Origin of the sequence: Bombilactobacillus bombi (assembly GCF_013607485.1) — a bacterium.
Taxonomy (GTDB): Bacteria; Bacillota; Bacilli; order Lactobacillales; family Lactobacillaceae; genus Bombilactobacillus; species Bombilactobacillus bombi_A.
In genome coordinates, this window is the sequence record NZ_SCHP01000020.1 from 1 (window position 1) to 24,886 (window position 24,886).

At 36.0% G+C, this 24,886-nt stretch carries 22 protein-coding genes, 1 tRNA gene and 3 pseudogenes; 20 read left to right on the forward strand and 6 right to left on the reverse strand.

Going from position 1 to position 24,886, the window contains the following annotated elements:
- Positions 1-246, reverse strand: a pseudogene (locus EQ827_RS05285) (BREX-1 system adenine-specific DNA-methyltransferase PglX); the annotation flags it as partial.
- 85 nt (positions 247-331) lie between these two features.
- Between EQ827_RS05285 and pglZ the strand changes: the two are divergent.
- A complete protein-coding gene (pglZ, locus tag EQ827_RS05290) occupies positions 332-2,827 on the forward strand; it encodes a BREX-1 system phosphatase PglZ type A (RefSeq protein ID WP_181189951.1) in 2,496 nt (831 codons plus the stop codon).
- Positions 2,828-2,845: 18 nt separating this feature from the next.
- Positions 2,846-4,294 (forward strand): annotated as a pseudogene (gene brxL / locus EQ827_RS05295) (protease Lon-related BREX system protein BrxL); the annotation flags it as partial.
- A 79-nt stretch (positions 4,295-4,373) separates the two neighbouring features.
- Here the strand turns inward: brxL and clpP are convergent.
- From clpP to EQ827_RS05310, 3 genes and pseudogenes are all read right to left on the reverse strand, one after another.
- Complete coding sequence (gene clpP / locus EQ827_RS05300) at positions 4,374-4,964, reverse strand: ATP-dependent Clp endopeptidase proteolytic subunit ClpP (RefSeq protein WP_181189953.1); 591 nt, start codon at positions 4,962-4,964, stop codon at positions 4,374-4,376.
- Positions 4,965-5,141: 177 nt separating this feature from the next.
- Positions 5,142-5,696 (reverse strand): NADPH-dependent FMN reductase, encoded by a 555-nt coding sequence (locus tag EQ827_RS05305; protein ID WP_181189954.1) that lies wholly within the window; start codon positions 5,694-5,696, stop codon positions 5,142-5,144.
- Positions 5,697-5,805: 109 nt separating this feature from the next.
- Positions 5,806-7,123 (reverse strand): annotated as a pseudogene (locus EQ827_RS05310) (replication-associated recombination protein A).
- A 171-nt stretch (positions 7,124-7,294) separates the two neighbouring features.
- On the opposite strand from EQ827_RS05310, the gene EQ827_RS05315 reads away from it, so the two are divergent.
- The 15 genes from EQ827_RS05315 (at position 7,295) to EQ827_RS05385 (ending at position 21,271) form a co-directional block, all read left to right on the forward strand.
- Positions 7,295-7,663, forward strand: coding sequence for a hypothetical protein (locus EQ827_RS05315; RefSeq protein ID WP_181189955.1), 369 nt, complete (start codon positions 7,295-7,297; stop codon positions 7,661-7,663).
- A 35-nt stretch (positions 7,664-7,698) separates the two neighbouring features.
- Positions 7,699-7,953: a hypothetical protein gene (locus EQ827_RS05320; RefSeq protein WP_181189956.1), complete on the forward strand. Its 255-nt coding sequence runs from the start codon at positions 7,699-7,701 to the stop codon at positions 7,951-7,953.
- 171 nt (positions 7,954-8,124) lie between these two features.
- A tRNA-Arg gene (locus EQ827_RS05325) sits at positions 8,125-8,196 on the forward strand.
- A gap of 312 nt (positions 8,197-8,508) precedes the next feature.
- Positions 8,509-9,546: a sugar-binding transcriptional regulator gene (locus EQ827_RS05330; RefSeq protein WP_181189957.1), complete on the forward strand. Its 1,038-nt coding sequence runs from the start codon at positions 8,509-8,511 to the stop codon at positions 9,544-9,546.
- Positions 9,547-9,582: 36 nt separating this feature from the next.
- A complete protein-coding gene (gap, locus tag EQ827_RS05335) occupies positions 9,583-10,599 on the forward strand; it encodes a type I glyceraldehyde-3-phosphate dehydrogenase (protein WP_181189958.1) in 1,017 nt (338 codons plus the stop codon).
- A gap of 96 nt (positions 10,600-10,695) precedes the next feature.
- Positions 10,696-11,910, forward strand: a complete 1,215-nt coding sequence (locus tag EQ827_RS05340) for a phosphoglycerate kinase (RefSeq protein ID WP_181189959.1) — start codon at positions 10,696-10,698, stop codon at positions 11,908-11,910.
- An 18-nt stretch (positions 11,911-11,928) separates the two neighbouring features.
- Positions 11,929-12,684 (forward strand): triose-phosphate isomerase, encoded by a 756-nt coding sequence (gene tpiA, locus EQ827_RS05345; RefSeq protein WP_181189960.1) that lies wholly within the window; start codon positions 11,929-11,931, stop codon positions 12,682-12,684.
- Positions 12,685-12,750: 66 nt separating this feature from the next.
- A complete protein-coding gene (gene eno, locus EQ827_RS05350) occupies positions 12,751-14,046 on the forward strand; it encodes a phosphopyruvate hydratase (RefSeq protein WP_181189961.1) in 1,296 nt (431 codons plus the stop codon).
- Between the two features lie 228 nt (positions 14,047-14,274).
- Complete coding sequence (locus EQ827_RS05355) at positions 14,275-15,936, forward strand: hypothetical protein (RefSeq protein ID WP_181189962.1); 1,662 nt, start codon at positions 14,275-14,277, stop codon at positions 15,934-15,936.
- Between the two features lie 186 nt (positions 15,937-16,122).
- Positions 16,123-16,359 (forward strand): preprotein translocase subunit SecG, encoded by a 237-nt coding sequence (secG, locus tag EQ827_RS05360; protein ID WP_181189963.1) that lies wholly within the window; start codon positions 16,123-16,125, stop codon positions 16,357-16,359.
- A 58-nt stretch (positions 16,360-16,417) separates the two neighbouring features.
- The gene (locus tag EQ827_RS05365; RefSeq protein ID WP_181189964.1) at positions 16,418-17,167 is read left to right on the forward strand and encodes an alpha/beta hydrolase; all 750 of its coding nucleotides are present in this window, start codon (positions 16,418-16,420) and stop codon (positions 17,165-17,167) included.
- 8 nt (positions 17,168-17,175) lie between these two features.
- Complete coding sequence (rnr, locus tag EQ827_RS05370) at positions 17,176-19,467, forward strand: ribonuclease R (RefSeq protein WP_181189965.1); 2,292 nt, start codon at positions 17,176-17,178, stop codon at positions 19,465-19,467.
- A 25-nt stretch (positions 19,468-19,492) separates the two neighbouring features.
- Positions 19,493-19,966 (forward strand): SsrA-binding protein SmpB, encoded by a 474-nt coding sequence (smpB, locus tag EQ827_RS05375; RefSeq protein ID WP_181189966.1) that lies wholly within the window; start codon positions 19,493-19,495, stop codon positions 19,964-19,966.
- 169 nt (positions 19,967-20,135) lie between these two features.
- Entirely contained in the window at positions 20,136-20,543 is a 408-nt protein-coding gene (locus EQ827_RS05380) for a hypothetical protein (protein WP_258231798.1), read from the forward strand.
- Positions 20,544-20,716: 173 nt separating this feature from the next.
- Positions 20,717-21,271, forward strand: coding sequence for a GNAT family N-acetyltransferase (locus EQ827_RS05385; RefSeq protein ID WP_181189968.1), 555 nt, complete (start codon positions 20,717-20,719; stop codon positions 21,269-21,271).
- Here EQ827_RS05385 and EQ827_RS05390 read toward each other — a convergent pair whose 3' ends face one another.
- On the reverse strand, positions 21,272-21,826 hold the full coding sequence (locus tag EQ827_RS05390; protein WP_181189969.1) for a hypothetical protein: 555 nt from the start codon (positions 21,824-21,826) through the stop codon (positions 21,272-21,274). It abuts the gene before it with no gap.
- Positions 21,826-22,716, reverse strand: coding sequence for a Cof-type HAD-IIB family hydrolase (locus EQ827_RS05395; protein WP_181189970.1), 891 nt, complete (start codon positions 22,714-22,716; stop codon positions 21,826-21,828). Before EQ827_RS05395 ends, EQ827_RS05390 begins: the two co-directional genes overlap by 1 nt.
- 58 nt (positions 22,717-22,774) lie before the next feature.
- Between EQ827_RS05395 and EQ827_RS05400 the strand changes: the two genes are divergently transcribed.
- The 3 genes from EQ827_RS05400 to tsaE all read left to right on the forward strand — a co-directional run.
- Positions 22,775-23,464 (forward strand): uracil-DNA glycosylase, encoded by a 690-nt coding sequence (locus EQ827_RS05400; protein WP_181189971.1) that lies wholly within the window; start codon positions 22,775-22,777, stop codon positions 23,462-23,464.
- A 14-nt stretch (positions 23,465-23,478) separates the two neighbouring features.
- Positions 23,479-24,453 (forward strand): phosphate acetyltransferase, encoded by a 975-nt coding sequence (gene pta, locus EQ827_RS05405; RefSeq protein WP_181189972.1) that lies wholly within the window; start codon positions 23,479-23,481, stop codon positions 24,451-24,453.
- 3 nt (positions 24,454-24,456) lie between these two features.
- Positions 24,457-24,886 (forward strand): tRNA (adenosine(37)-N6)-threonylcarbamoyltransferase complex ATPase subunit type 1 TsaE (tsaE, locus tag EQ827_RS05410; protein WP_181189973.1); only part of this gene is annotated, 430 nt, incomplete at its 3' end.

Consider the following 24,886-nt stretch of genomic DNA (forward strand, 5'->3'; position numbering starts at 1 on the left):
AACTAGAGAATTTTGTACCAGATAACGCACAATCCATTCTGGGGTAAATAATTGTGTAACTGCTGGAATATCACTAGTAAGATATTTTTTCTTTTTAAACGCGTTATCTTTTAATTCCGTGTTATAAAATTGATACAGCCAGCCAATAATTTCCACTTGACCTTCTTGTTGCACATCAAAAAAACGTTCCGGAATTTGGTCAATTAAGTTTTTGATGACACCGGTATTATATCTGGGTGTGAACAATAATTAATAGAGAGATTATGACTGACCAATGGCACAAGTAGGTAAGAATAGGTATAATACAATTAAGATTAAGTAGGAGAATAATATGGTTGAGTTAAACGTAAATACTATTGTAACTAAATTAAATCAAATTTTTGAAAATCAACGGCTAGTCTTTTGGTATGACAATAATGCAGAATTAGTTGATAGCATAGATGAAATTGGTAGTGCTTTACAAGCTGAAATAATTAGCATGCAACCTAATCAGCAATTTAAAACCAAAACATTTTTAGAAGGCCACTTAAAGGATAAATATTTAATTTATGCTCCTTTTACTCGTCCAACTATTGAAAACAATTTTTTAACCGATGTAGAAGAATATTCTTATATCTTTACAGCAGATATTCATCATCTATTGTTAAAAGAATTGGGTTTACCTTCCAATCAATTGATATTTGTGAAAGATCATTTTAAATTTTTTGCCAATAAACGGCGTGTTGCACAATTTAAAAAGCATCTAAATGAAACGGTACTAAATTTTCCGGAATTAGGCATTATGGCTGTAATTTTAAAAGTAGATCAAGTACAAATGAGCAATTTTCTTAAAAGGTTATTTGAAGGTGGTTTAGAAGATAATGCTTATTTAATAGATTTTGCTAAATATAATGTCTTGGACACTTTTTGGAAGTTAGTTGAACAGGAATTTGGTTATTTACCTTTAAATGAAGACATACCAACATTGATATGTACTTTGTATATTAATTATACATACAGCAAAATGGAATTGGATTTGCCTGACGAATTATCTAGTTATCAGACTAATCGATTAACTAATGTGATAGCATTTATGTCTGGATATGCTGATTCTAATGAATCTAGACATATCTTTAATAAATTAAGCAAGTTTGTATGGCAAAAATTAAATTTGGGAAAATTTTTACAAAAAGTGTCAATGGAGGATATCTTAAAAGTTAATTTATATGAAGAATTAGATGTTTTAATTCTTCAGTGGTTAAAAGATCGAATTTTGAGCAGTGATTTTACTGCCATGGTTGGTGACCAAAATCTTTTAAGTATTTGCGAATTTAGACAGAAGATGACTCGATATGAGCAATTTTATCCTCAATATCAATTGTTACAATTTGCTTTAAAAATTTTATGCCAATCATTTGTTTCACAATCTACGATCGCGGAGAATATCCAGCAGTATATGGCACAGGATTACTTGATGGATAGTTGGTATCGCCAATTTATTGTTAACTATCAGCACATTAATGATCCTACAAACTATAAAAATATTAAAGATCAAGTCACTAATTATTATTTGAATGACTATTTGAATCAAATAATTAAAAATTGGAATAGCAATTTTATAGATAGTCAATTACCGTCTAAACATCAGCAAGTAAATTTTTATCATAATTATGTGCGTCTACAAAGCGATCGAATTGTAGTGATAATATCGGATGCTATGCGATTTGAAATTGCAAAAGAACTCCAAGAACTTTTAGATCAAGACGATCGTATTCATACACAGATGGATTATCTGATTAGTTGTCTTCCTTCTGTAACATATTTAGGAATGCCTGCATTATTACCTCATCAAAAGTTAGAATTAAATGCCGATTTACAGCTTTTAGTGGACGACCATTTAGCTGATACAAAAGTTAAACGCGCCCAAATATTACAAAACTATCAATCAAATAGTGCGGTTTTCGAATTGGATGAATTATTAAATTGTACAAGTGCTGAATTAAAAGCTAATTTTGTTGGTAAAAAAGTTATTTATATTTATCATAATGAAATTGATGCGGTAGGTGACAATCCTAAAACTGAAAATGAGGTTTTTAATGCTGCAACAACAGCTATTAAGGAAATTAAGAATCTAGTTCAAGCATTACGGACAATTAGCGTACGTCATATTTTGGTAACAGCTGATCATGGGTTTATTTATCGCGATCGTTTAATTTCAGAATCTGACAAAATAAATTTGGATTTACAACAGCCAATAGTTAAGAAAGCACGATATGCTATTGCCAAAGAAAGTATCCAGGAAATGGGCGTACAAAAATTACCTTTAGGAACAACTTTAAATAATGAAGATCAACGCTGGGTATATTATCCTAAGTCAGCTAATGTTTTTAAAGTGGTTGGGGCAAAGAATTATGTTCATGGTGGCAGCTCAATTCAAGAAATGTTAGTACCAATTTTAGATATTAAGATGTCTTCCAATCGTTCGCAGGCTCAATATGTACAACTAAAATTAGGAAACGTCAACCATCGTTTAACAGAATTAGATTTAACTTTACCTTTTATTCAGACTGCTCCAATTAGTGATACAGTTTTAGCTTGCAAGTTTAAAATTTATTTTACTGATGAAAAACAGCAAATTATATCCAGTGAGGAAAGTATTCAAGCTGATTCTGCAGCTGCAGATGTGGAGTCGCGTATTTATCGGCAAAAAATTTCTTTAAAAAATCAAAAATATCAACGTGATCGGGATTATCATTTAGTTATTGAAAATTTAACAACAGGAACGAAGTATTTTGAGAGCTTTCAAATAGATGTAATTATTGCTGGCGATTTTGGTTTTGATTTTTAAGATTATGGGGTATTAATTGTGGATCAAGAATTATTAAATAAATTAACCAATCATTTTGCAGGTCGCTTTGTACGAAAGGATTTAACTAATCGTATTAAGCAGGGTGCTAATGTGCCAACTTATGTTTTAGAATATTTATTAGGGATGTTTGCTAATAGTGTTGATGAACAAATTGTAGATCAAGGAGTACAACGGGTCCGAGCTACACTGGCTAATAATTATGTTCGGCCGGATGAATCTGAAAAGGTAAAGGCTAAAATCCGTGAATTAGGAGTCTACACGGTTATTGACAAAGTAACAGTTCATTTAAATACTCATAAAGACCGTTATGAGGCTACTTTTAGCAATTTAGGTATTAAAGAAGTAATTGTGAATTCCAGATATCCTCAAGAATATGATCGCCTTTTGGCAGGAGGAATTTGGTGTATTGTTCGGTTGAGCTATCATTTTGATGAAAGCAGTCAAGACTGTCCATTTATTTTGGAGAAATTAGATCCCATCCAAATATCTAATTTAGACATCAATGAAATTTATGATAATCGTAAATATTTTACTACTGCTGAGTGGATTGGGTTACTTTTAAGGACTATTGGGCTAGAACAGACTCAGTTCACACTGCGACAACAAATACTATTATTACTGCGTTTAGTTCCCTTTATAGAAAATAATTATAATTTAGTGGAATTAGGCCCACGAGGAACCGGAAAATCTCATGGATATAAGGAATTATCACCTAATTCCATTTTGGTTTCGGGCGGTCAAACAACTGTTGCAAATTTATTTTATAATATGGGTCGGCGTCAAGTTGGTCTAGTAGGAATGTGGGATTTGGTTGCATTTGATGAGGTAGCAGGGATTAACTTTAAAGATAAAGATGGCGTTCAAATTATGAAAGATTATATGGCTTCTGGTTCTTTCGCCCGTGGTAAAGATGAAATTACCGCGCGTGCTTCCATGGTTTTTGTCGGCAATATTAATCAAAATGTTGAAACGCTTTTAATGACTTCACACTTGTTTGCACCATTTCCTGAGGCCATGGCAAATGATTCTGCTTTTTTTGATCGAATTCATGCTTATTTACCAGGATGGGAAATTCCTAAATACAAGTCAACATTTTTCACTACAGATTATGGTTTTATTACCGATTATTTTGCTGAAGTGATGCGTGAATTGAGAAAACAATCTTATGGGGATGCTTTTGATAAATATTTTACATTGGGAAACCAATTTAATCAGCGTGATAATATTGCTGTGAGAAAAACGGTTTCAGGCCTTATAAAATTAATTTTTCCTGATGGACATTTTCAAAAGGATGATGTAGAGTCCATTTTAAAATTATCAATAGAAATGCGTCGTCGCGTTAAGGAGCAATTAAAAAGAATGAATAAAGAAGAGTTTTCTGAGGTGGAATTATCATATATAGATCAACAAACTGGATCTGAACAGGTTGTTGGAGTTCCAGAACAAATAGTGTTGTAAAATCTATTGTTGCAATATAAAAAGAGAATCGCCAATTTCTGGCGATTCTCTTTTTATATTAGAGAGATTATTTTTCAGCAGATTTATTAACCATGATGTCATCAATCAAGCCGTAATCTTTAGCTTCTTGGGCGGTCATATAGTTGTCCCGTTCGGTATCGCGTTTAATGGTTTCAATATCTTGTCCGGAATTATCGGCCAAGATTTTATTTAAACGTTGCCGGGTTTTAAGAATTTCTTCGGCAACAATTTCAATTTCAGTTTGCTGACCTTGAGCCCCACCAGAAGGTTGGTGAATTAAAACGGTGGAGTTAGGTAAAGCAAATCTTTTGCCCTTAGCACCAGATGACAATAAGACACTGGCCATTGAAGCTGCCATACCCATGGCAATAGTTTGAACATCAGCTTTCACAAAATTCATCGTATCCATAATGGCTAGGCCGGCAGTTACCGAACCTCCTGGGGAATTTATATACATATAAATATCTTTTTTAGAATCTTGAGCATCTAGGAACAGCAACTGGGCAATGACAGTATTAGCCATTTGGTCATTAACTTCCCCTGACAGCATAATAATACGATCTTTTAAAAGACGAGAATAAATATCATAAGCTCGTTCGCCACGAGGACTTTGTTCAATAACTGTTGGAACTAACATAATGTAGCCTCCTTATATTAATTAGCACTCTATTAGTTACTCTGCTAATTTATCACATTTATGAGAAAAGTCAACTCTTAAAGACTCTTATCTCAAGTAATTCTTATGACCTTAATAAAAAAGAGCATGACCAAATGTCGTTGCTCCTTATTTTAAATAAATAGATTTAATTAATTACTAATAACGTTCGATTAGCTTTACGAATGCGTCATCAATTGATTTTAAGAAGTCTTTAGTACCTTGATTATTGACTTCGCCCTTATCTTCATCAATGAACTTTTGCACGTTACCAATATAGGCTTCAGGCTGCTGCAAAGTTGGCATATTCAAGAAGACTAATGACTGACGTAAATGATGATTAGCTCCAAATCCAGAAATAGCGCCAATAGAAACAGAAACAACTGCTGCTGGTTTACCATCCCAAACATTAGCTCCATACGGCCGAGAAGCCACGTCTAATGCGTTTTTTAATACTGCTGGAACACTGCGATTGTATTCTGGTGTTACAAAAAGAGCTGCATCAATTTGTTTAACTTCCTCACGAAAAGTAGGATATGCTTCTGGGACTTGGTTTAAATCATCAAAATCTTGATTATATAAAGGAAGATTACCAATTTCAATAAACTTAGCTTCATAACCTGCGGGGAATAATTTTGCCATTTCTTGGGCAATAATGCGTGAATATGAACCCTTTCGTAAACTGCCGACAAAGATTCCAATCGTTTTAGTCATTTGTAAAACCTCTTTCTTTAATTGATTTCATATTAAGTATATCGAGGTTTGTCAAAAAATGCTGGGATTTGTTCCTAATAATTTTCAATGTGATTTTAAGGTCGTCAACTCACTTATGCTTTTGGTGCCAGGCGAAGATTTGTTCTAGACGGGCTTTAAAACGGCTTTCATGTCCTTGTTCAGTGGGATAGTAATATCTGTGTCCCATTAAATCATCGGGCATTGTCTGCATTGTGGTTAATTTGTCTTTAGTATTATGAGCTAATTGATAATCTTTTGCCATAACCCAAGTCCTTCATTAAACGGGTAGGAGCATTACGAATTTGTAAGGGTACTGGATCAGACAAAGTTTTTTTGACATCTTTTTGCACTGCCAATCGGGCTTGATAAAGGGCATTAGATTTAGGTGCGAGAGCTAGGTACGTTACTGCTTCAACGAGATGGACATCACATTCTGGCATTCCTAAAAATTGACAGGCTTGAAAGACATTAATTGCTACATTTAAGGCATTCGTATCTGCTAAGCCGACATCTTCACTGGCAAAGCGGACTAAACGACGAGCAATATAAAGAGGATCTTCACCACCTTCTAACATCCGCGCCAACCAATAAATTGCGGCATCCACATCACTATTGCGCATGGATTTGTGCAAAGCTGAAATTAAATTATAATGTTCATCACCATTTTTATCATAGTTCATAAATTTTTTAGTGATGAGCTGTTGAAGAATGCTAGAAGTGGTAGTGATCACTTTGTCTTGACGTTCACCATTTACAACTGCCATTTCTAAAGTGTTCAAAGCCACCCGCGCATCGCCACTAGCAAAATTAGCAATTGCGGTAATTGCAGCTGGTGAAATTTTTATTTTTTGCTGGGGAAAAGCTCGAGGATTACTTAAGACTTTTTGTAACAATTCAACAATATCATTAGTTGTTAAGGTCTTTAAAACAAAAACCTGGCAACGCGATAAGAGGGCAGAATTAACTTCAAATGAGGGATTTTCTGTGGTGGCGCCAATCAAGATAATACTGCCACGCTCAACGTAGGGTAAAAAAGCGTCCTGCTGGGCTTTGTTAAAGCGATGAATCTCATCAACAAACACAATTGTGCGTTCGCCTAATCCACGTTGAATTTGGGCTGTTTTCATGATTTTTTTGATTTTACTAATGCTGCTGTCCACAGCACTAAAACTCAAAAAGTTAGCTTGAGTTTTTTGAGCAATAATTCGGGCTAAAGTAGTCTTACCTACACCTGGTGGTCCCCAAAATATCATGGAAGATACTTGATCTTTCTCAATAATTTCACGCAAAATCTTACCGGGACCTAAAAGTTGTTTTTGTCCAACAAATTCTGCTAAATTTTGCGGCCGGATTCGATTAGCTAAGGGTTCCTGATTTGACTGTTTAAAAAGTGATTCTTGTTGCATAAAATAACCCCCTAATAACTTTATTATAGAACTTTCAAATAGTAATAAATGGTAAAAAGATAACGGGAAATATTCTATTATCTAGTATCTAGATTAAAAATTTCTTTGTTTTCTTTCCTTTTCCCAGTATAATTTAAGTAGATTCAAATTAAATCAAAGTAGGTGATAGCCATGAAAAATATCATCAGATGGTATAAGGTGCAGCCTAGTTATCTTCGACTAGTGCTTACTTTAATCGGGTTAACAATTTTTTATGTAGTTTTTAATTTGATTTTTCAGCAAAATGTCGATTGGACGGGACCATTGTTTTTGCTGGTAGCTGGGGTATTAGCTACAATCGTGCTTTTTTTCAAAATTAAAGTTAGATGGGCTTGGTTAATTTATTTTATTGGTGGAACTATGACGGGCTTGGCATTTTTTGCTCATAACTCGTGGTCTTTGAAAGTGATCGTTTTTTCCTTACTGATAGGTTTTATTATGGCAATTGGTTTATCAGTTTGTACTTTAGCAGCATATGAACAAGAAAAATCCCCAAAATAATTAATTGTCAACAATAGTGACAGAAAAGGTGTGCTATGAAAACAATCTTTAAAGCTTCTTTACGTGATGCGCTAATTTTTACTTCTGTGTGGCTTATTGGACGGCTTGTTTTTCGAGGAACTAAAATTTATCATTTATTGTTGCAGGCATATCATCATGATTCACTTTTTGCTGTTTTAATAGTTATTTTGGGGATTTATGTGCTGTTATTTATCCTGATTTTCTTAGTATTGTTGTGTTATCGAAGTATCAAGTGGCGCTTGCGCTTAAAAAGAAAAGTTACCAAATAACAGTTTTTGAAATTAAGAGCAGTCACTGACAATTATTGATTTGTACAATTTTTGAGCGAGGATTGAGCTAGCCTGGACATCAAACTTGCAATCTATAAATTATTCTAATATATAAATTTAAAAAAGGTACTTGCCAAAATTGGCGATACAGGTTAAAATATAACTTGTGTTGCGCCGCTAGTGTAATGGATAGCACACAAGATTCCGGTTCTTGGGATCTGGGTTCGACTCCCAGGTGGCGCATAATATTAACTTTTTTAAATCGCTGTTATCAGCGATTTTTTTATTATCTTTAAATCTTATTCAATTTTTAGTCGCTAGTTCATACTTAGTTATTGGAATAATTTGCAAGTTTAAAAAGCAACTTTGGATCATTATTTATTAAAGTTTATCTGCTGGACAATTATTTTAGTCTACTTAGTTGCAAATTAGAAAAGCACTTGTTATAATCTACTTGTGAGTTAAGGAAATCGCAACTCACCTTTATTTTGGAAGTGATGGGCCTAATTATGTCACACGGGGACATTTTGTGTCCCACAAGAAGGACGTGTAGAAATGGATACAGATTTAAAGTTAATTGAATCCATTGCGCCCGACTTTTTACAGACGGTTCAGTGGCGTTATCGTATATTGCAGCGTATTAGCTGGATGCAACCTGTTGGGCGGCGTATTTTAGCAGCCGACTTGGGCACATCAGAGAGAGCATTACGACGTGAGACTGATCTGTTTCGTAATAGTGGCTTATTAGATTCATCCAAGTCAGGTATGTCCTTGACAGCTAAGGGTTCAAAGTTAGTTCAGCAGTTAAGTGAATTGATGAACCGCTTACGTGATACTAGCGCAATTAGTGAGCAGTTAGCGTCCTTATTTGGAATTAGTCGCGTGGTAATTTTGCCGGGCAATAGTGAGCAGTATCATGGCGTTTTGGATTTAATGGGGCACCAATTGAATAATTTGTTGGCTTCCTTACTTCCGGGCGGACGCTCAATTATTGCCGTGATGGGCGGAACTACAATGGCGGCGGTTAGTGAATCATTATCACCTGATCTTTCAGCAGAACGTAATTTATTATTTGTGCCCGCACGTGGTGGCTTAGGTGAAACAATGGCCATTCAAGCTAATACCGTTTGTGCGGAAATGGCCACACGTAGTGGGGGGCGCTATCGTAACTTATATGTTCCTGAAGAATTATCTGCTAAAAGTGTTGCTCCTTTATTACAAGAGCCAGTGGTGAAGTCAGTTTTGGATTTGATTAATCATGCTGATGTCGTGATTCATAGTATTGGCCGGGCCAAAACGATGGCTAATCGGCGGAATATGACTACTGCTGAAATCAACTTATTAGCTCAGCGACAAGCAGTGGCCGAGGCTTTTGGTGATTTTTTAGACGCTCAAGGACAAGTAGTATACAAGGTACCGAAGATTGGTTTACAAATCTCGGATCTTAATGATATTTCACATGTGATTGCGATTGCTGGTGGGCCGAAGAAGGCAGCGGCGATTGCAGCATATATGAAAGTTGCTCCTCAACAAACGGTATTGATTACCGATGAGGCAGCCTCAGAAATGATTTTAAGGGATAAAAACCTTTAAAATAAAACTTATTTTCCTGAAGGAGGAAATCTTAACATGGCTACAAAAGTAGGTATTAATGGTTTCGGACGTATTGGTCGTTTGGCTTTGCGTCGTATTTATGAAGTTGCAAATGATGATTTGGAAGTTGTTGCAATTAACGACTTAACTTCCCCAGATATGTTGGCACATTTGCTTAAATATGATACTGCACATGGCATTTTCAAACATGAAGTTTCCGCAACAGATAATGCAATCGTTATTGATGGCAAGAAAATCCCTGTCTATGCAGAGTCCGATGCCCGTAACATTCCTTGGGTAAAAAATGATGGTGTTGAATTAGTACTTGAAAGTACTGGTTTTTACACATCAGAAGAAAAAGCACAAGCTCATATTGATGCCGGTGCTAAGAAGGTTCTTATTTCTGCTCCAGCTGGTAAAGTTAAGACCGTTGTTTATGGTGTAAATGATGATGTCATTACCAAAGATGACAAGATTATTTCTGCTGCTTCATGTACAACTAACTGCTTGGCACCTTTAGCTAAAGCTATGAATGATGCTTTCGGTATCAAAGTTGGTACAATGACAACAATTCATGCTTACACAGCTACTCAAAAATTACAAGATGGTCCAGATCGTAAAGGTAACAAGCGTGCTGCACGTGCTGCTGCTCAAAATACAATTCCTCATTCAACTGGTGCTGCTAAAGCTATCGGTATGGTAATTCCTGAATTGCAAGGCAAGTTAGATGGACATGCACAACGTGTTCCAGTTATTACTGGTTCTTTGACAGAAATGGATGCTATCTTAGAAAAGAAAGTTACAGCTGAAGAAGTTAATGCTGCAGTTAAGAAAGTTACAGATGGCAATGAATCATTTGGTTACAACGATGACGAAATTGTATCTTCTGATATTATTGGTACAGAATTTGGTTCTGTATTTGACCCAACTCAAACACAAGTTGTTACAGCTGGCGATGCACAAATCGTTAAGACCGTTGCATGGTACGATAACGAATCTGGCTTTACAGCACAAATGATCCGTACTTTGCAAAAATTTGCAAGCTTATTGTAATCCATAACTAAAACTGGATATGAATTACTAGAAGAAGGCGGAGGGAGGCATTCTCCTTCGGCCTTTTTTGATTGAAAAAGTGGAGGCAGTTATTAAATGGCTAAATTAATCGTTTCAGACGTTGATGTTCAAGATAAAAAAGTGTTAATGCGTGCTGATTTCAACGTTCCTGTAAAAAATAATGAAATTACTAATGACAATCGGATTGTGGCAGCTTTGCCAACAATTAAATACATCATTGAACATCATGGTAAGTTAATTCTTCTTTCACATTTGGGTCGGGTTAAGAGCGATGCTGATAAAAAAGAATTAACCTTAAAACCAGTAGCAGAACGTTTGTCTGAATTATTAAATCAAGATGTTAAATTTGTTTCTGTTAATGAAGGTTCTGAATTAGAATCAGCAATTGCAGCAATGAATGATGGCGACGTCATCTTGATGGAAAATACTCGTTTCCAAGATATTGACAATGACTTTGGTAAGCGCGAAAGCAAGAATGATCCTAAATTAGGTGAATACTGGGCTTCATTGGGAGATGTTTTTGTTAATGATGCCTTTGGTACAGCCCACCGTTCTCATGCTTCTAATGTTGGTATTGCTAGTGCCATGAAGGCTGCTGGTAAGCCTGTAGCTGCTGGTTTCTTAATGGAAAAAGAAATTAAATTTTTAGGTAATGCTGTGGAAAATCCTGTTCACCCATTTGTTACTATTTTAGGTGGAGCAAAGGTGTCCGATAAAATTGCTGTAATTGACAATTTAATTCCAAAATCTGATCATATTTTAATTGGTGGTGGAATGGCTTATACTTTCTTGGCAGCTCAAGGTCATAAAATTGGAACATCTTTATTTGAAGAAGACCGTGTACCAATGGCTAAAGAATTGCTTGAAAAAGCTGGCGACAAAATTGTTTTGCCCGTTGATCATGTAGTTGCTAGTGAGTTCTCTAATGATGCTAATCATGAAGTTACTGATGGAGTTGATATTCCTGATAATATGATGGCTTTGGATATTGGTCCTAAGACTATTAAGTTATTCGAAGAGACATTAAAGGGCGCTAAGACAGTTGTTTGGAATGGTCCGATGGGTGCTTTTGAAATGAGTAATTTTGCTAATGGTACATTACAAGTTGGTAAAGCCTTAGGTGAATTAGATGGTGCTACGACAATTGTTGGTGGTGGTGACTCAACTGCTGCTGTGCAACAATTAGGTATTGCTGACCAATTAACTCATATTTCCACTGGTGGTGGTGCTTCCTTGGAATACTTGGAAGGTAAAGAATTACCTGGGATTGCTTCCATTTCTGATAAATAGTAAAAAAGGAGATTCACAATGCGGACACCAATTATTGCGGGAAATTGGAAAATGAACAATAATCCCGAAGATACTACTAATTTTGTAGAAGCTGTCAAAAATCAGCTTCCTGATTCTAGTAAAGTTGAAGCAGTAATTGCTGCTCCAGCAGTAGACTTGCCAGCATTATTGGCAGCTGCTAAGGGTAGTAACTTGCACACAGCTGCAGAAAATTGTTATTTTGAAAATGCTGGTGCTTTTACTGGCGAAACTAGTCCCCTAGTTTTAAGCCAAATGGGCATTAATTATGTTGTAATCGGCCATTCTGAGCGTCGTGACTACTTCCATGAAACTGATGAGGATATTAATAAAAAAGCTCATGCTGTTTTTGCTAATCAAATGACTCCCATTATTTGCTGTGGGGAATCATTAGAAACACGTGAAGCTGGCCAAGCTGAAGAGTGGGTGCAAAGACAAGTTACGGCAGCTTTAAAAGATTTATCAGCTGCCCAAGTTGCAAGTTTAGTAATTGCTTATGAGCCAATCTGGGCAATTGGAACTGGTAAGACTGCTACTTCTGATCAAGCTCAAGAAATTTGCCATGTTATTCGCGAGACTGTTAAGAGTTTGTACGATGAGGAAACTTCTGACAAGGTACGGATTCAATATGGTGGCTCTGTTAAACCAGCAAATGTCAAAGAATTAATGAGTAAACCAGATATTGACGGTGGTCTAGTTGGCGGAGCCAGCTTGCAGCCCGATTCATTTTTACAGCTAGTTAATTATCAAGATTAATATTTATTTGTAACCAATTAAATGATAAAATTAAAATGAACGTATTTAAACAAAGGAGAATTATAAATGTCTGTAATTACTGATATTTTTGCTCGCGAAATCTTAGATTCTCGTGGTAACCCAACGGTTGAAGTCGAAGTTTATACTGAATTAGGTGGCTTTGGCCGTGCTAGTGTTCCTTCTGGTGCTTCTACTGGTGAACACGAAGCAGTTGAATTACGTGATGGCGACAAGTCCCGCTTTATGGGTAAAGGCGTCTTAAAAGCTGTGAAGAATGTTAATGATGTTATTGCTAAGAAGATTGTCGGAATGGATGTTACTGACCAACGGGCAATCGACAAGGCAATGATTGCTTTGGATGGCACACCTAACAAGGGTAAATTAGGTGCTAATGCTATTTTAGGTGTCTCTTTAGCTGCTGCTCATGCTGCTGCTGATGAATTAGGTATGCCTTTATATGAATACCTTGGTGGACCTAACAGTTATGTAATGCCAACTCCAATGATGAACGTTATTAATGGTGGTAAACATGCTAACAATAATGTTGACTTCCAAGAATTCATGATTATGCCTGTTGGTGCTAAGAGTATTCATGAAGCTGTACGGATGGGATCTGAAACTTTCCATAACTTACAAGCAATCTTAAAAGAACGTGGCGATTCCACTGCTGTTGGTGATGAAGGTGGTTTTGCACCAAACAAGATGCAAAATAACGAAGAGCCTTTCCAAGTTTTGGTTGAAGCTATTGAACGTGCTGGTTACAAGCCAGGTACTGATATTGCCATTGCTTTTGACTGTGCTTCTTCTGAATATTACAATGCTGAAACTGGTAAGTATGATATGAAGGGCGACGGCAAGTCTTATACTGCTGAAGAAATTGTTGACTTACTAGATGGTTTAGTTGACAAGTACCCAATCGTTTCTATCGAAGATCCTTTGGATGAAAACAACTGGGAAGATTGGCAGATGTTGACTAACAGATTGGGTAAGAAAGTTCAAATCGTTGGCGATGACTTATTTGTAACTAATACTGATTACCTGAAGAAGGGTATCGATATGGGTGTTGCAAACTCAATCTTGATTAAAGTTAACCAAATTGGTACTTTAACAGAAACTTTTGAAGCTATTGAAATGGCTAAAGAAGCTGGTTACACTGCTATTGTTTCTCACCGTTCTGGTGAAACTGAAGATACTACTATTGCCGACTTAGTTGTTGCTACAAATGCTGGTCAAATCAAGACTGGTTCTATGAGCCGGACAGATCGGATTGCTAAATACAATCAATTAATGCGTATTGAAGAACAATTGGGTTCCGCTGCTGAATACAAGGGTTCTAAGAGTTTTTACAATATTAAAAAATAAATTTTAATAAAATAATTAGTGCTTAATCCGTAGAGGTAAATTCCTTTACGGATTTTTTTAGTACAATATTTTAAACTAGGTGCGTTAAATAATTGTCAGAAATTTAATTATTGCCTGAAAATTGATGATTGTTAAGATTATTTGCTGCTGATAGTTGTTTCCTCCGGGCAACAATTGTTAAAATATGAATGTTATGTGTTATTTTATTTTTATGGGAGAGATACTACTATGCGCAGTCGAATTATTAAATATCTCATAATTTCTATGCTTTTTTTACTAATTAGTATTTACTATACTTTTTTATTTGCTTCCCATGGAACTATTAGGCTTTTAGATAGTTATGATATGTTATTTCATTGGAATCGAATTAGCAGCTTGGACAATATTATTACTTCACCAACTAATTTTAATTACTGGGGACAGGTTGGTAATTTCACGAATGTTTTTTATCCATGGCTGACGATGTTGCCGGGATTTATTATTTTTAAACTGGTTGGCTCGCCCTTTAGTGGTTTTTTGGTTTTTTTAACTTTAATTACTTTTTTAACTTTATTGAGCTCTTATTACTTTATGAATAAGTTTGTCCATAACACTTTGCAAGCACTTTTATTTGCTGTCATTTATACGCTATCCTTTTTTCGATTGGCGAGCGTATTATATCGATCAGGAGTAGCGGAGTATACATGTTATATATTTATTCCCATGCTCTTTTATGCTTTTGCCAGGTTATTACAAGGTAAATTTGCTGCATGGCCGCTTTTGGCTTTAGCAATGAGTCTGATTATTTTAACGCATCCATTAACTGGGTTTTGTTCCATAGTAATGATGCTCGTATTGCTTTTTCTGATTTTATTTGTCCATGTAGCTCATCATTGGCGTTATTGGGGAGAGTTATTGGTAGCAGGATTAAAGGCTGTTTTAGTGGTGACAATTACTTGTATAGGGTTATTTATCCCCATGTTGGAACAGATGCGTTTTCAGCCTATTAATCGCCCGGTAATTATGAATTTAGCACAAATGGCTCAAGATCCTCTTACCCTTTGGCAGAATACTTGGACAACTGATGTTCGGAGTTATTCAATTGGTATAGCAGCTTTAATAGCTGTTTTGTTGATTGCAATTTTTATTTGGTGGGATAAGCCAGTTTACCGTTTAGTGGGTATAGCGGCAATTATAGCGCTAATTTTATCCACTAAAATTATTCCTTGGCAATATTTTCAAAATACCTTTATGAATTACCTGCAGTTTCCGTGGCGTTTTTTAAATTTGGCGACGTTTTTCTTAGCCATTTATTTAAGTCATATTTTGACACAGATTGTTAAAAATGTATCACCATTATGGCAGTTATTGGTTCTGGTTTTAACTTTGGCTGGTTTTAGTATTCAAGCAGCTATTAGCGTGCAACAATTTAATCAACAGCCACATCCAAAAACTATTATTACTGTTCAAAATGTACAAACTAAAGTTTCCAAATTTACGCAAACTGATTATTATCCGCAAAAAAGTCTGTTCTTTAAAAAGGATTTAAAACATCATTATTTTGTAGTAGATGGACAAAAAACCAAATTACCCTTTACCACGACTGACAATAGCTATATGGTTAAATATTATAATAAAACTACTTCTGTAATAGATTTACCAATACTATTTTATAAGGGAGTACAGGTGCAAATCAATAATGTGACTGTGCCAACAAAATCTTCCTATCGTGGTACGGTCTTGATTTATACTCAAGCAGGGGAGAATAATATAGTTGTAACTTACCATTATCCGTTTATAAGCCGGTTGGCTTTAATTATTAGTTTTGCTGGTCTAATTATTTTAATTTTACTGATTCTTAATCATAAATGGCAAATTTTTGTTTATCTTTCCAAGATGTATCGGCAATAATTTATTTAATTTTTAGAAAAATCTTATAGAATAATATTCTTGTGGGCAAGTATAATTCGCATGAAATAAGGATATGCGGTTATTATTATTGTTTTAAATTTAATTCAACTATTATAATGTCTGACTGGTAAAGCGAGTGATTTTATGCTATTCTATTTAGAGTGCTAGTAGCGGAGGTTTTTACACGTGTATAATCTAATAATGAATATCTTAATTATTGATTCAATTTTGATTGTTATTGCCGTTATGATGCAACCACAAAAACAACAAGATGCTTTAAATGCTTTATCTGGAGGAGCAGGCGATTTATTCAGCACTCAAAAGAAGCGTGGCTTTGAAGCGTTTATGGAAAAGGTAACGGCTGTCTTAGCAATCATTTTCTTTATTTGTGCGTTAGCATTGGCGTTTTTATCATCAAAGTAAATAATTAAATCCTCCTGTTTGTGACAGCAGGATTTTTTTGTATCGGGAGGTTTTAAAAATGGTTTTAGTGCCACCGAAAACTTTGTTCATTGATCAAGGCCCACAGACTATTGTTTTTTTGCATTCTTATACTGGCTCGCCCAATGATTTTCGCCCTACCATTCGTCAGGTGGCTAAAGCTAACTTTAGTGTCTATGCACCACTTTTTCGTGGCCATGGGACCAATAACCCAACTGACATCTTAACTAAGGGTAATGTTTCTGCTTGGTGGCAGGATACGCAAGCAGCGATTGAGTTTATACAGCAGCAAAATAAACAAGTTTGGGCAATTTTTGGTCTTTCATTAGGTTCTATTTTTGCCATGAAAGCCTTAGAGTTATATCCGCAAATTGTGGGAGGAGGAGTTTTAGGCTCTCCGCTATTTTCCCACGAATTTACTAATGTGCGGGCTGGCTTTTTTGATTATGTGCGCATAATTGATCAGCACCAAAAAGTAGGTATGGCTCAACATGCTAGTCATAAGCGCTTGGTGGAAGAGCGTTTAAATCCAGCTTTAGACAGTATTGCTCAAGCTGCTAATGAAGTTAGTCAGAATTTGCACCTGGTAAAACAGCCGATTTTTATAGGTCATGGTGCGCAAGATGAAATGGTCGATTACCAGGCCGCCGAGCAATTGCGAAAGCACTTGACAACGACTGTCGATTTTCATTTGTATCCTCAAGCTGGTCACGTAATTACAGTTAATGCTGCTCGCCCACAACTAGAAAAAGATTTACTACAATTTATTACAACTAAAATAGGAGTATAACAAACTGAATGGAATTTGAAAAAAATAAACTAATTTCGGATGTTTTGGAGATTTTTCGGAGTTTTTCTGAACGAAAGTATACCGCCCAGCAAATAACTGATTTGTTACGTTTGCATGGGACAACAGCTTATAACCGGGTTTTAAAAGCTTTGGCAATTTTAGAAGGCGAAAATAAAATTACGGTTAATAACAATAATCAGTTTAAATTAGCGCCAATTAATCAAACAGTAACTGGAAGTTTTCGGGCTAATGATCGTGGTTTTGGCTTTGTGCGCTATGATGATGAAGAACCTGATATTTTTATTGCTCGTCCTAATACCTTGTTTGCAATTAATGATGATGAAGTAGAAGTAAAAATTATCAAACCTGCTAATCCTTGGGGCGACAATGGAGCTGAAGGTAAAATTACTAAAATTCTCGATCATGGTGTTAAAAGCCTCGTAGGAGAATTTATGCCTTATAGCGATGCCCAAGTTAAAAAAACGGGCTTAATTGGTTATGTTCATAGCTATGAAAAAAAGCTAGCTAATAATCCGGTTTTTCTGAAAAAAACAGGTTTAACTCCACAAATGGGCGATATGGTTCAAGTTGAAATTGAGTCTTATCCTAATGAGCAATTTCCTCGGAGTATGGTAGGGATTGCCCTCAAAACTTTGGGAAATAAAAATGCTCCTGGCGTTGATGAAATGACTATCGTTTATCAAAATGATGTTAAAGATGAATTTCCTAATGAAGTTTTAGAAGAAGCACAACAGATTGCTGATCATCTCCAACCAACAGATTGGCAGGGAAGGCGCGATAATACCCACCAACAAGTTGTAACTATTGATGGTGATGATTCTAAAGACTTTGATGATGCGGTCACTGTTTGGCAATTGGAAAATGGTAATTTTCATTTAGGAGTGCACATTGCTGATGTAACGCATTATGTTAAGCCGGGAAGTTGGCTAGATCGTGAAGCTTATGAGCGCGGAACAAGTACGTATTTAGTTGATCGTGTTATTCCCATGTTGCCTTTTAGGCTATCTAATGGTATCTGTTCGTTGAATCCTGGTGAAGATCGGTGTACCTTAACCTGCGATATGGAGATTAATCACCAAGGTAAAGTAGTTAACCATGAAATCTATCCGAGCGTTATTCGTTCGCATGCACGTTTAACATATAACAATGTTAACAAGATTTTAGATGGTGATGAACAATTATGCCAAGAATATCAGGATTTAGTACCAATGTTAAAGCAAATGGCACAACTTCATGATATCTTGTTCAAGATGAGACACCAACGTGGTGCTATTGATTTTGAGGAAACGGAAGCGCAAATTATTGTAGATGATCAAGGCAAGCCTTTGGATATTAGACTGCGGGAACGGGGCACATCTGAAAAAATGATTGAGTCCTTTATGCTAGCGGCTAATGAAACTGTTGCTGAACATTACAATAAAATGCATGTTCCCTTTTTGTATCGTGTCCATGAACAGCCTGATCCTGATAAAGTAAAGAACTTTTTTGAAATTGCCAACACGTTTGGGCTTTCTGTTCCTGGTAGTTCTAATGATGTTACCCCTAAAATGTTTCAGGCAGTTTTAGAGAAGGTAGCCGGTCAGCCACAAGAAGCAGTGATCACGACTATGTTATTGCGGAGTCTGCAACAGGCTAAATATTCTCCAGATCCTTTGGGACACTTCGGTTTGGCAGCTACTTATTATACTCATTTTACTTCGCCTATTCGGCGTTATCCGGATTTAATGGTTCATCGCATGATTCATAATTATGCTACAGAAGGTACTGCTAAGCCGGTTCAGGATAAATGGAGTGAACAATTACCTGAAGTAGCTGTTCATACTTCTGCTTGTGAACGCAAGTCAATTGATGTTGAACGTGCTGTTGATGACTTGAAAAAGGCCGAATTTATGGCAGATAAAGTTGGTCAAGAATATGAGGGCGTAATTAATTCAGTTACTAGTTTTGGAATGTTTGTTTCCTTAGAAAATACGGTAGAAGGTTTAGTTCATATATCTAATATGTTGGACGATTATTATGAATATCATGAACAAGAACTAGCTCTAGTAGGTAAAACAACGCATAAGACTTACACAATGGGAGAACCTATTAAAGTTCGCTTAATTCGTGCCGATGCCCAACAGCGGCAAGTTGACTTTGAGCCGGTTTTAACTCCTGAAGAACAAAAACGAGCTGATGCGGAAAAGAAACGGCGCCAAGAAGCTAAGCAGCATAGTTTTTCTAATCGGCGTCAGAAATATTCGGGTAAACGCAGTAATAAATATGAACGTAAATCCTAAGCATATTTAAAGAAGGTGATGAAATTTGAAAAAGCATCCCCAAAAAAGTCCCAATGTTAAAGCAACCAATAAAAAAGCACGCCATAATTACAATATATTAGAAACTTATGAAGCAGGAATGGCTTTAACTGGTACCGAAATCAAGTCTATTCGTGCTGGTCGAATTAATATTAAAGATGGTTTTGCTCAAATTCATGATGGTGAATTATTGCTTTCAAATGTTCATATTAGTCCATACGATCAAGGAAACCAGTTTAATCACGACCCTTTGCGTAATCGGAAACTGTTGTTGCACAAAAAAGAAATCCGAAAAATTGCCAGTCAAATTCAAAAAAAAGGAATTACAGTGGTTCCTTTAAAAGTATATTTGAAACATGGTTTTGCTAAAGTGCTCTTGGGTATAGCTGAGGGTAAGAAGTTATACGACAAACGCGAAACACTTAAACGACGTGATCAAGAGCGCGAAATACGTCGTAATTTAAAAAATGTGTTACGCTAATCTTTAGAAGTGAGGCTAAGTAATGTCCACGGTGGTTACCTCAGAACACTTACTCCAAAAGTTACGCGAGTTACTAACGCAGACCTCCATAAATAATCTCACCTTAAAAAAGTTAACTGATCATTGTGCTGTGAGTAGGAGCACTATATATCGAAACTTTCCAGGGGGGATGCCTGATTTATGTTTGGCTTTATTGCAGCAAGATTTGGAGTATCTTTTACAGCAGCAATTAGCTGATTGGCAGCAGATGGTTGAGTTTAGTATTAATTTCATTGAGCACCATCGAGTTCGCTGTTTGAATTTTTATCATCTTTTAATCTTGCAAAATCAAGAAATAATTTCACAAGATACAATAACCAAATTACTAGAACTTTATCTAGCACAAACATTGCAGTCACAATTTAATTATCAGCTATTGAAAAAACATTCTGTGGAAATCAAATTTGTTGTTGGAGGGATTTTGTATCAACTAAAAAAATGGTTTGATTCTCAATTAAAGTTAGCTGCTGTTGATGTTATTGAAAGCATGAACTGTGGTTTATCATTGTTAGAAGATACACTAATAATGGAACATTGATATAAAAATGTCTCATAATGTTACATTTTAGATAATTTGTAGCTTTATTTTTATTGTCAAAGTTGGTATTATTTAATTGTCATCAGGAAGGCCTGATGATAAATAAATTACCAACAAACGATAACATTAAAGTCGGAAACGGCTTTTTTATTTACCTTAATTTCAGGAGGAATATGATTCGACAAGCTCAGAGTAAAGATGCACCTGTAGTATTTGATTTACTTCAACAAATTTTTAATGATATGGAAATTGCGATAATGAAAAAGCACCCTCAACAAATTCGCTGTTTGTTAGAAGATGCTTTCGATAGTCCTTATTCACGCTATAATTTTCACAATGCAATTGTTTATGAATATCATCAGCAAGTAGTAGGTGTTTTGGTGGGATATTTTGCTGCAGAAGAACAGGCCAATAGTAATTATTATTATCAACAGGCGTCCCAATATGGCTTTGGCTCAGATTTTGAGCTCTTTTTTAATCAAGAAACTTACCCTAATGAATGGTATCTGGATTCATTAGCTGTTAATCCTGATTTTCAAGGGAAGCAGATTGGTACGCGACTTATTAAAGCTATTCCCCGGTTTTTTCCAGCTTCTTTAATTAGTTTAAACGTGGATGTTGATAATCCTCGAGCTTTAAAACTTTACCATAGTTTAGGTTTTAATGCAGTCGGGCAACTTACTATTGGTCACCATCATTATCACCATATGCAAAAATTAGTACAGTAATTATTTATGGTGCATATCAATATTACGTTTAATACTGACGCGCAATTGATGACCTCGTAAACGTTCTAAGGAGCGTTTATTTTTTGTGTTTCGGCTAGTCTGATTTAAGACAGCTGCCAATAAAATACCTACTTTCGGTTCAGCACTTTGGTTAAGGTTTAACAAATAGCCTTCATGCCCATTTTTAAAATAAATATTATCAACTGTCATTATGACTTGATGATGGTAATCATGAACAATATAGTTATTTTCAATTAAGTTACCAGTAATAATCCAGTGTAGCTTGGGAGCTAACATGAGTTGTCTTTTTGTATTACTGAGGTGAATAATCTTAGTAATTAGTTGTTCGCCAATTTTTATCTCGTAATTGGGCCAGCGATTAGTTGAAATTTGTTCAATACTGCCAATCACATCTTGGCTAGTGCCTAACAAGTTATAACTTGTTCGCCAATTTGGTGGAATTCTGATTAAATAATAATGAGGTTGTTGTTGAACATCACTTACTTGGATGATACCAGGAATATTAGCTGCATTAAATTGCATATAAAAGATCATTATTTTTCCTTCTTTTTCTCGCTTTGGTTTAAGCGAATAGCATGCCAAATTGCCTGAGCAACACCGGCATGATTATTATCGGCAGTTTGCAATTGTGCAATCTTTTTAATTGGTTCAATGGCATTGCCCATAGCTACTCCTATTCCTGCTGCTCGAATCATCGATTCATCATTGAGATTGTCTCCTATGGCCATAACCTGATCCATAGTCAGGTGTTCTTGAGCTGCAAATTTGGTTAAAGCGATTCCTTTTTGAGCTTCGATACTATTAATCTCAATATTATTAGGTGAAGAAGATGTTATGATAATTTCAGATAATTGATTTAACTTTTGGCGAGCAAGTTGAAATTCATTGGCATTTTTGCCTTGAAAGGCAAGTATTTTCATGACTTGTGTTTGAGGATTATTTAAGATAGGATCTAAAGTATCAATATAGGTAATATTCATTAATTCTTGGCGTGCTGTTGCACGTGCCACTGCCATTTTATACAATAAAGTAGGATTTAATTTTTTTAAAAAATGCGCTGTGTTTTGAATTCGTTGGAATCTACTGGTAGAATAGATAGCGTCAGTGGTTACGATTTCATAATAAAGGTGATGTTGCTGGAGAATGTGAAGACATTGAACTAAACTGGTAGCTGCCAGCGGAATTTTAACAACCGGTTCTAAAAGCTGATTGTATACAAGAGCGCCATTTAAGGTGATAAAATCTGGACGAACAGTCAATTCTTGTACTAGCGGGGCGGCCTCTGAAAGTCCTCTGCCAGTAGCGACGACAAATTTTATTTGATTACGAGCGGCTGCTTGAATGGCTGCTAGATTGTCACGTTCAACGATTGATTGGTTATTGAGCAAAGTGCCGTCCATGTCTGAAGCAATTAATTTAATCACAATGAATCTCCTTATAAATTTATACTAAAATTTTACCATAAGCAGGGTGACAATTGAGTTGAAACAGTTAATAAAAAATGACTGGCAAGATGTTTTGGGTCCGGAGTTTGATAAAGAGTACTATCGCCAGTTACATCAATTTTTAAAGCAGGAATATCAAACTCAGACAATTTATCCAGATATGTATCATATTTTTCAAGCCTTTGAATGGACACCTTTTCATTCAACTAAGGTGGTTATTTTGGGACAAGATCCATATCATGGACCAAATCAAGCCCATGGATTAAGTTTTTCGGTCTTGCCGGGAAACAAAGTTCCGCCTTCTTTGCAAAATATTTATAAGGAATTACAAAATGATTTAGGATATGCACCGGTAAATCATGGTTACCTAAAAAGCTGGGCTGATCAAGGTGTTTTAATGCTTAACTCAGTGTTAACAGTGCGAAAGGGGCAGGCTTTTTCACATCACGGTAAGGGATGGGAGAAGCTTACTGATCACGCTATTAGTAAGCTTTCTCAAAAAAAGCATGTTGTTTTTATTCTGTGGGGCAACGCCGCTAAGTCTAAATCGGCCTTGATTGATACTCAAAATAATACTATCATCAGCTCTTCTCATCCTAGTCCATTGTCAGCTAATTATGGTTTTTTGGGCTCTCGCCCTTTTTCACGAGCTAATCAAGCTTTGAAAAATTATGGTGAGACCCCCATAAACTGGCAATTACCATCGCAACCAGAAATACAAAATTAGGAGGATTTACTATAATGGAATTATTTGAATCATTAAAACAAAAAATTAATGGGAAAAATTTAAAAATTGTTTTTCCTGAAGCAACTGATCAACGCATTTTAGCTGCTGCAGCACGTCTACATCAAGAAAATATTATTGACCCTGTTTTCTTAGGTGACGTTACTAAGGTACAAGCAGCTGCAAAACAAGCTCAAGTTGATATCACTGGAATTAATATTATTGACCCTGATAACTACGCAGAATTTGAGCAAATGGTTCAAGCTTTTGTTGAACGGCGCCACGGCAAGAATACTGCCGAACAGGCTCAAAGTATGCTGCGCGACCTTAATTATTTTGGGACGATGCTTGTTTATTTAGGCCAAGTTGACGGTATGGTTTCTGGGGCAATTCATCCAACTGGTGATACGGTACGTCCAGCTTTACAAATTATCAAAGTAAAGCCTGGCCTAACTAGAACTAGTGGTGCCTTTATTATGCAAAAGGGTGATCAACGTTATTTGTTTGCTGACTGTGCGATTAATATCAATCCAGCCGCTCAAGAATTAGCTGAAATTGCTGTTACATCAGCTAAGACTGCTCAATTGTTTGATATCGAGCCACGGGTAGCAATGCTAAGCTTTTCAACAAAGGGTTCTGCTAAAAGCGATGAAGTTACCAAAGTTGCAGAAGCTGTAAAATTAGCTCATCAAATGGATCCAAAAGTTGACTTAGATGGTGAATTACAATTTGATGCAGCCTTTGTTCCAACTGTAGCACAGCAAAAGGCTCCTGATTCTAAAGTTGCTGGTAAAGCTACTGTCTTTGTCTTTCCTGAATTACAGTCAGGAAATATTGGTTATAAAATTGCTCAGCGTTTTGGCGGCTTTGAAGCTATTGGACCAATTTTACAAGGGCTTAATAAACCTGTTTCTGATTTGTCGCGAGGCTGCAATGAAGAAGATGTTTATAAATTGGCCTTAATTACGGCTGCTCAAGCTTTACAGGATTAAAATATGAAATACGTAACCAATGACGATTTACAAACCCGAGCTTGGGGACAAAAATTAGGCCGGCTGTTGCAGCCACAAGATCTTATTTTATTAGATGGTGACTTAGGCGCCGGCAAGACTACTTTTACAAAGGGTATCGCTCAGGGACTGGGAATTAAGCGCCCTGTTAAAAGCCCCACCTTTACTTTAATTCGAGAATATCAAAATGGCAGAATTCCTTTGTACCATATGGATATGTATCGTATGGAGAATGCACTGCCAGATGAGTTAGGCTTAAGTGAGTATTTTAATAGTGATGGGGCAATAGTAATTGAATGGTCCCAATTCATTAAGGTACAACTGCCTGGTGAATACTTACGCATCAAAATTCAACGTTTAAGTGCAAATCAGAGGCAGTTAAGCTTTCAAGCTCAAGGCCAGCATTATTCTGAAT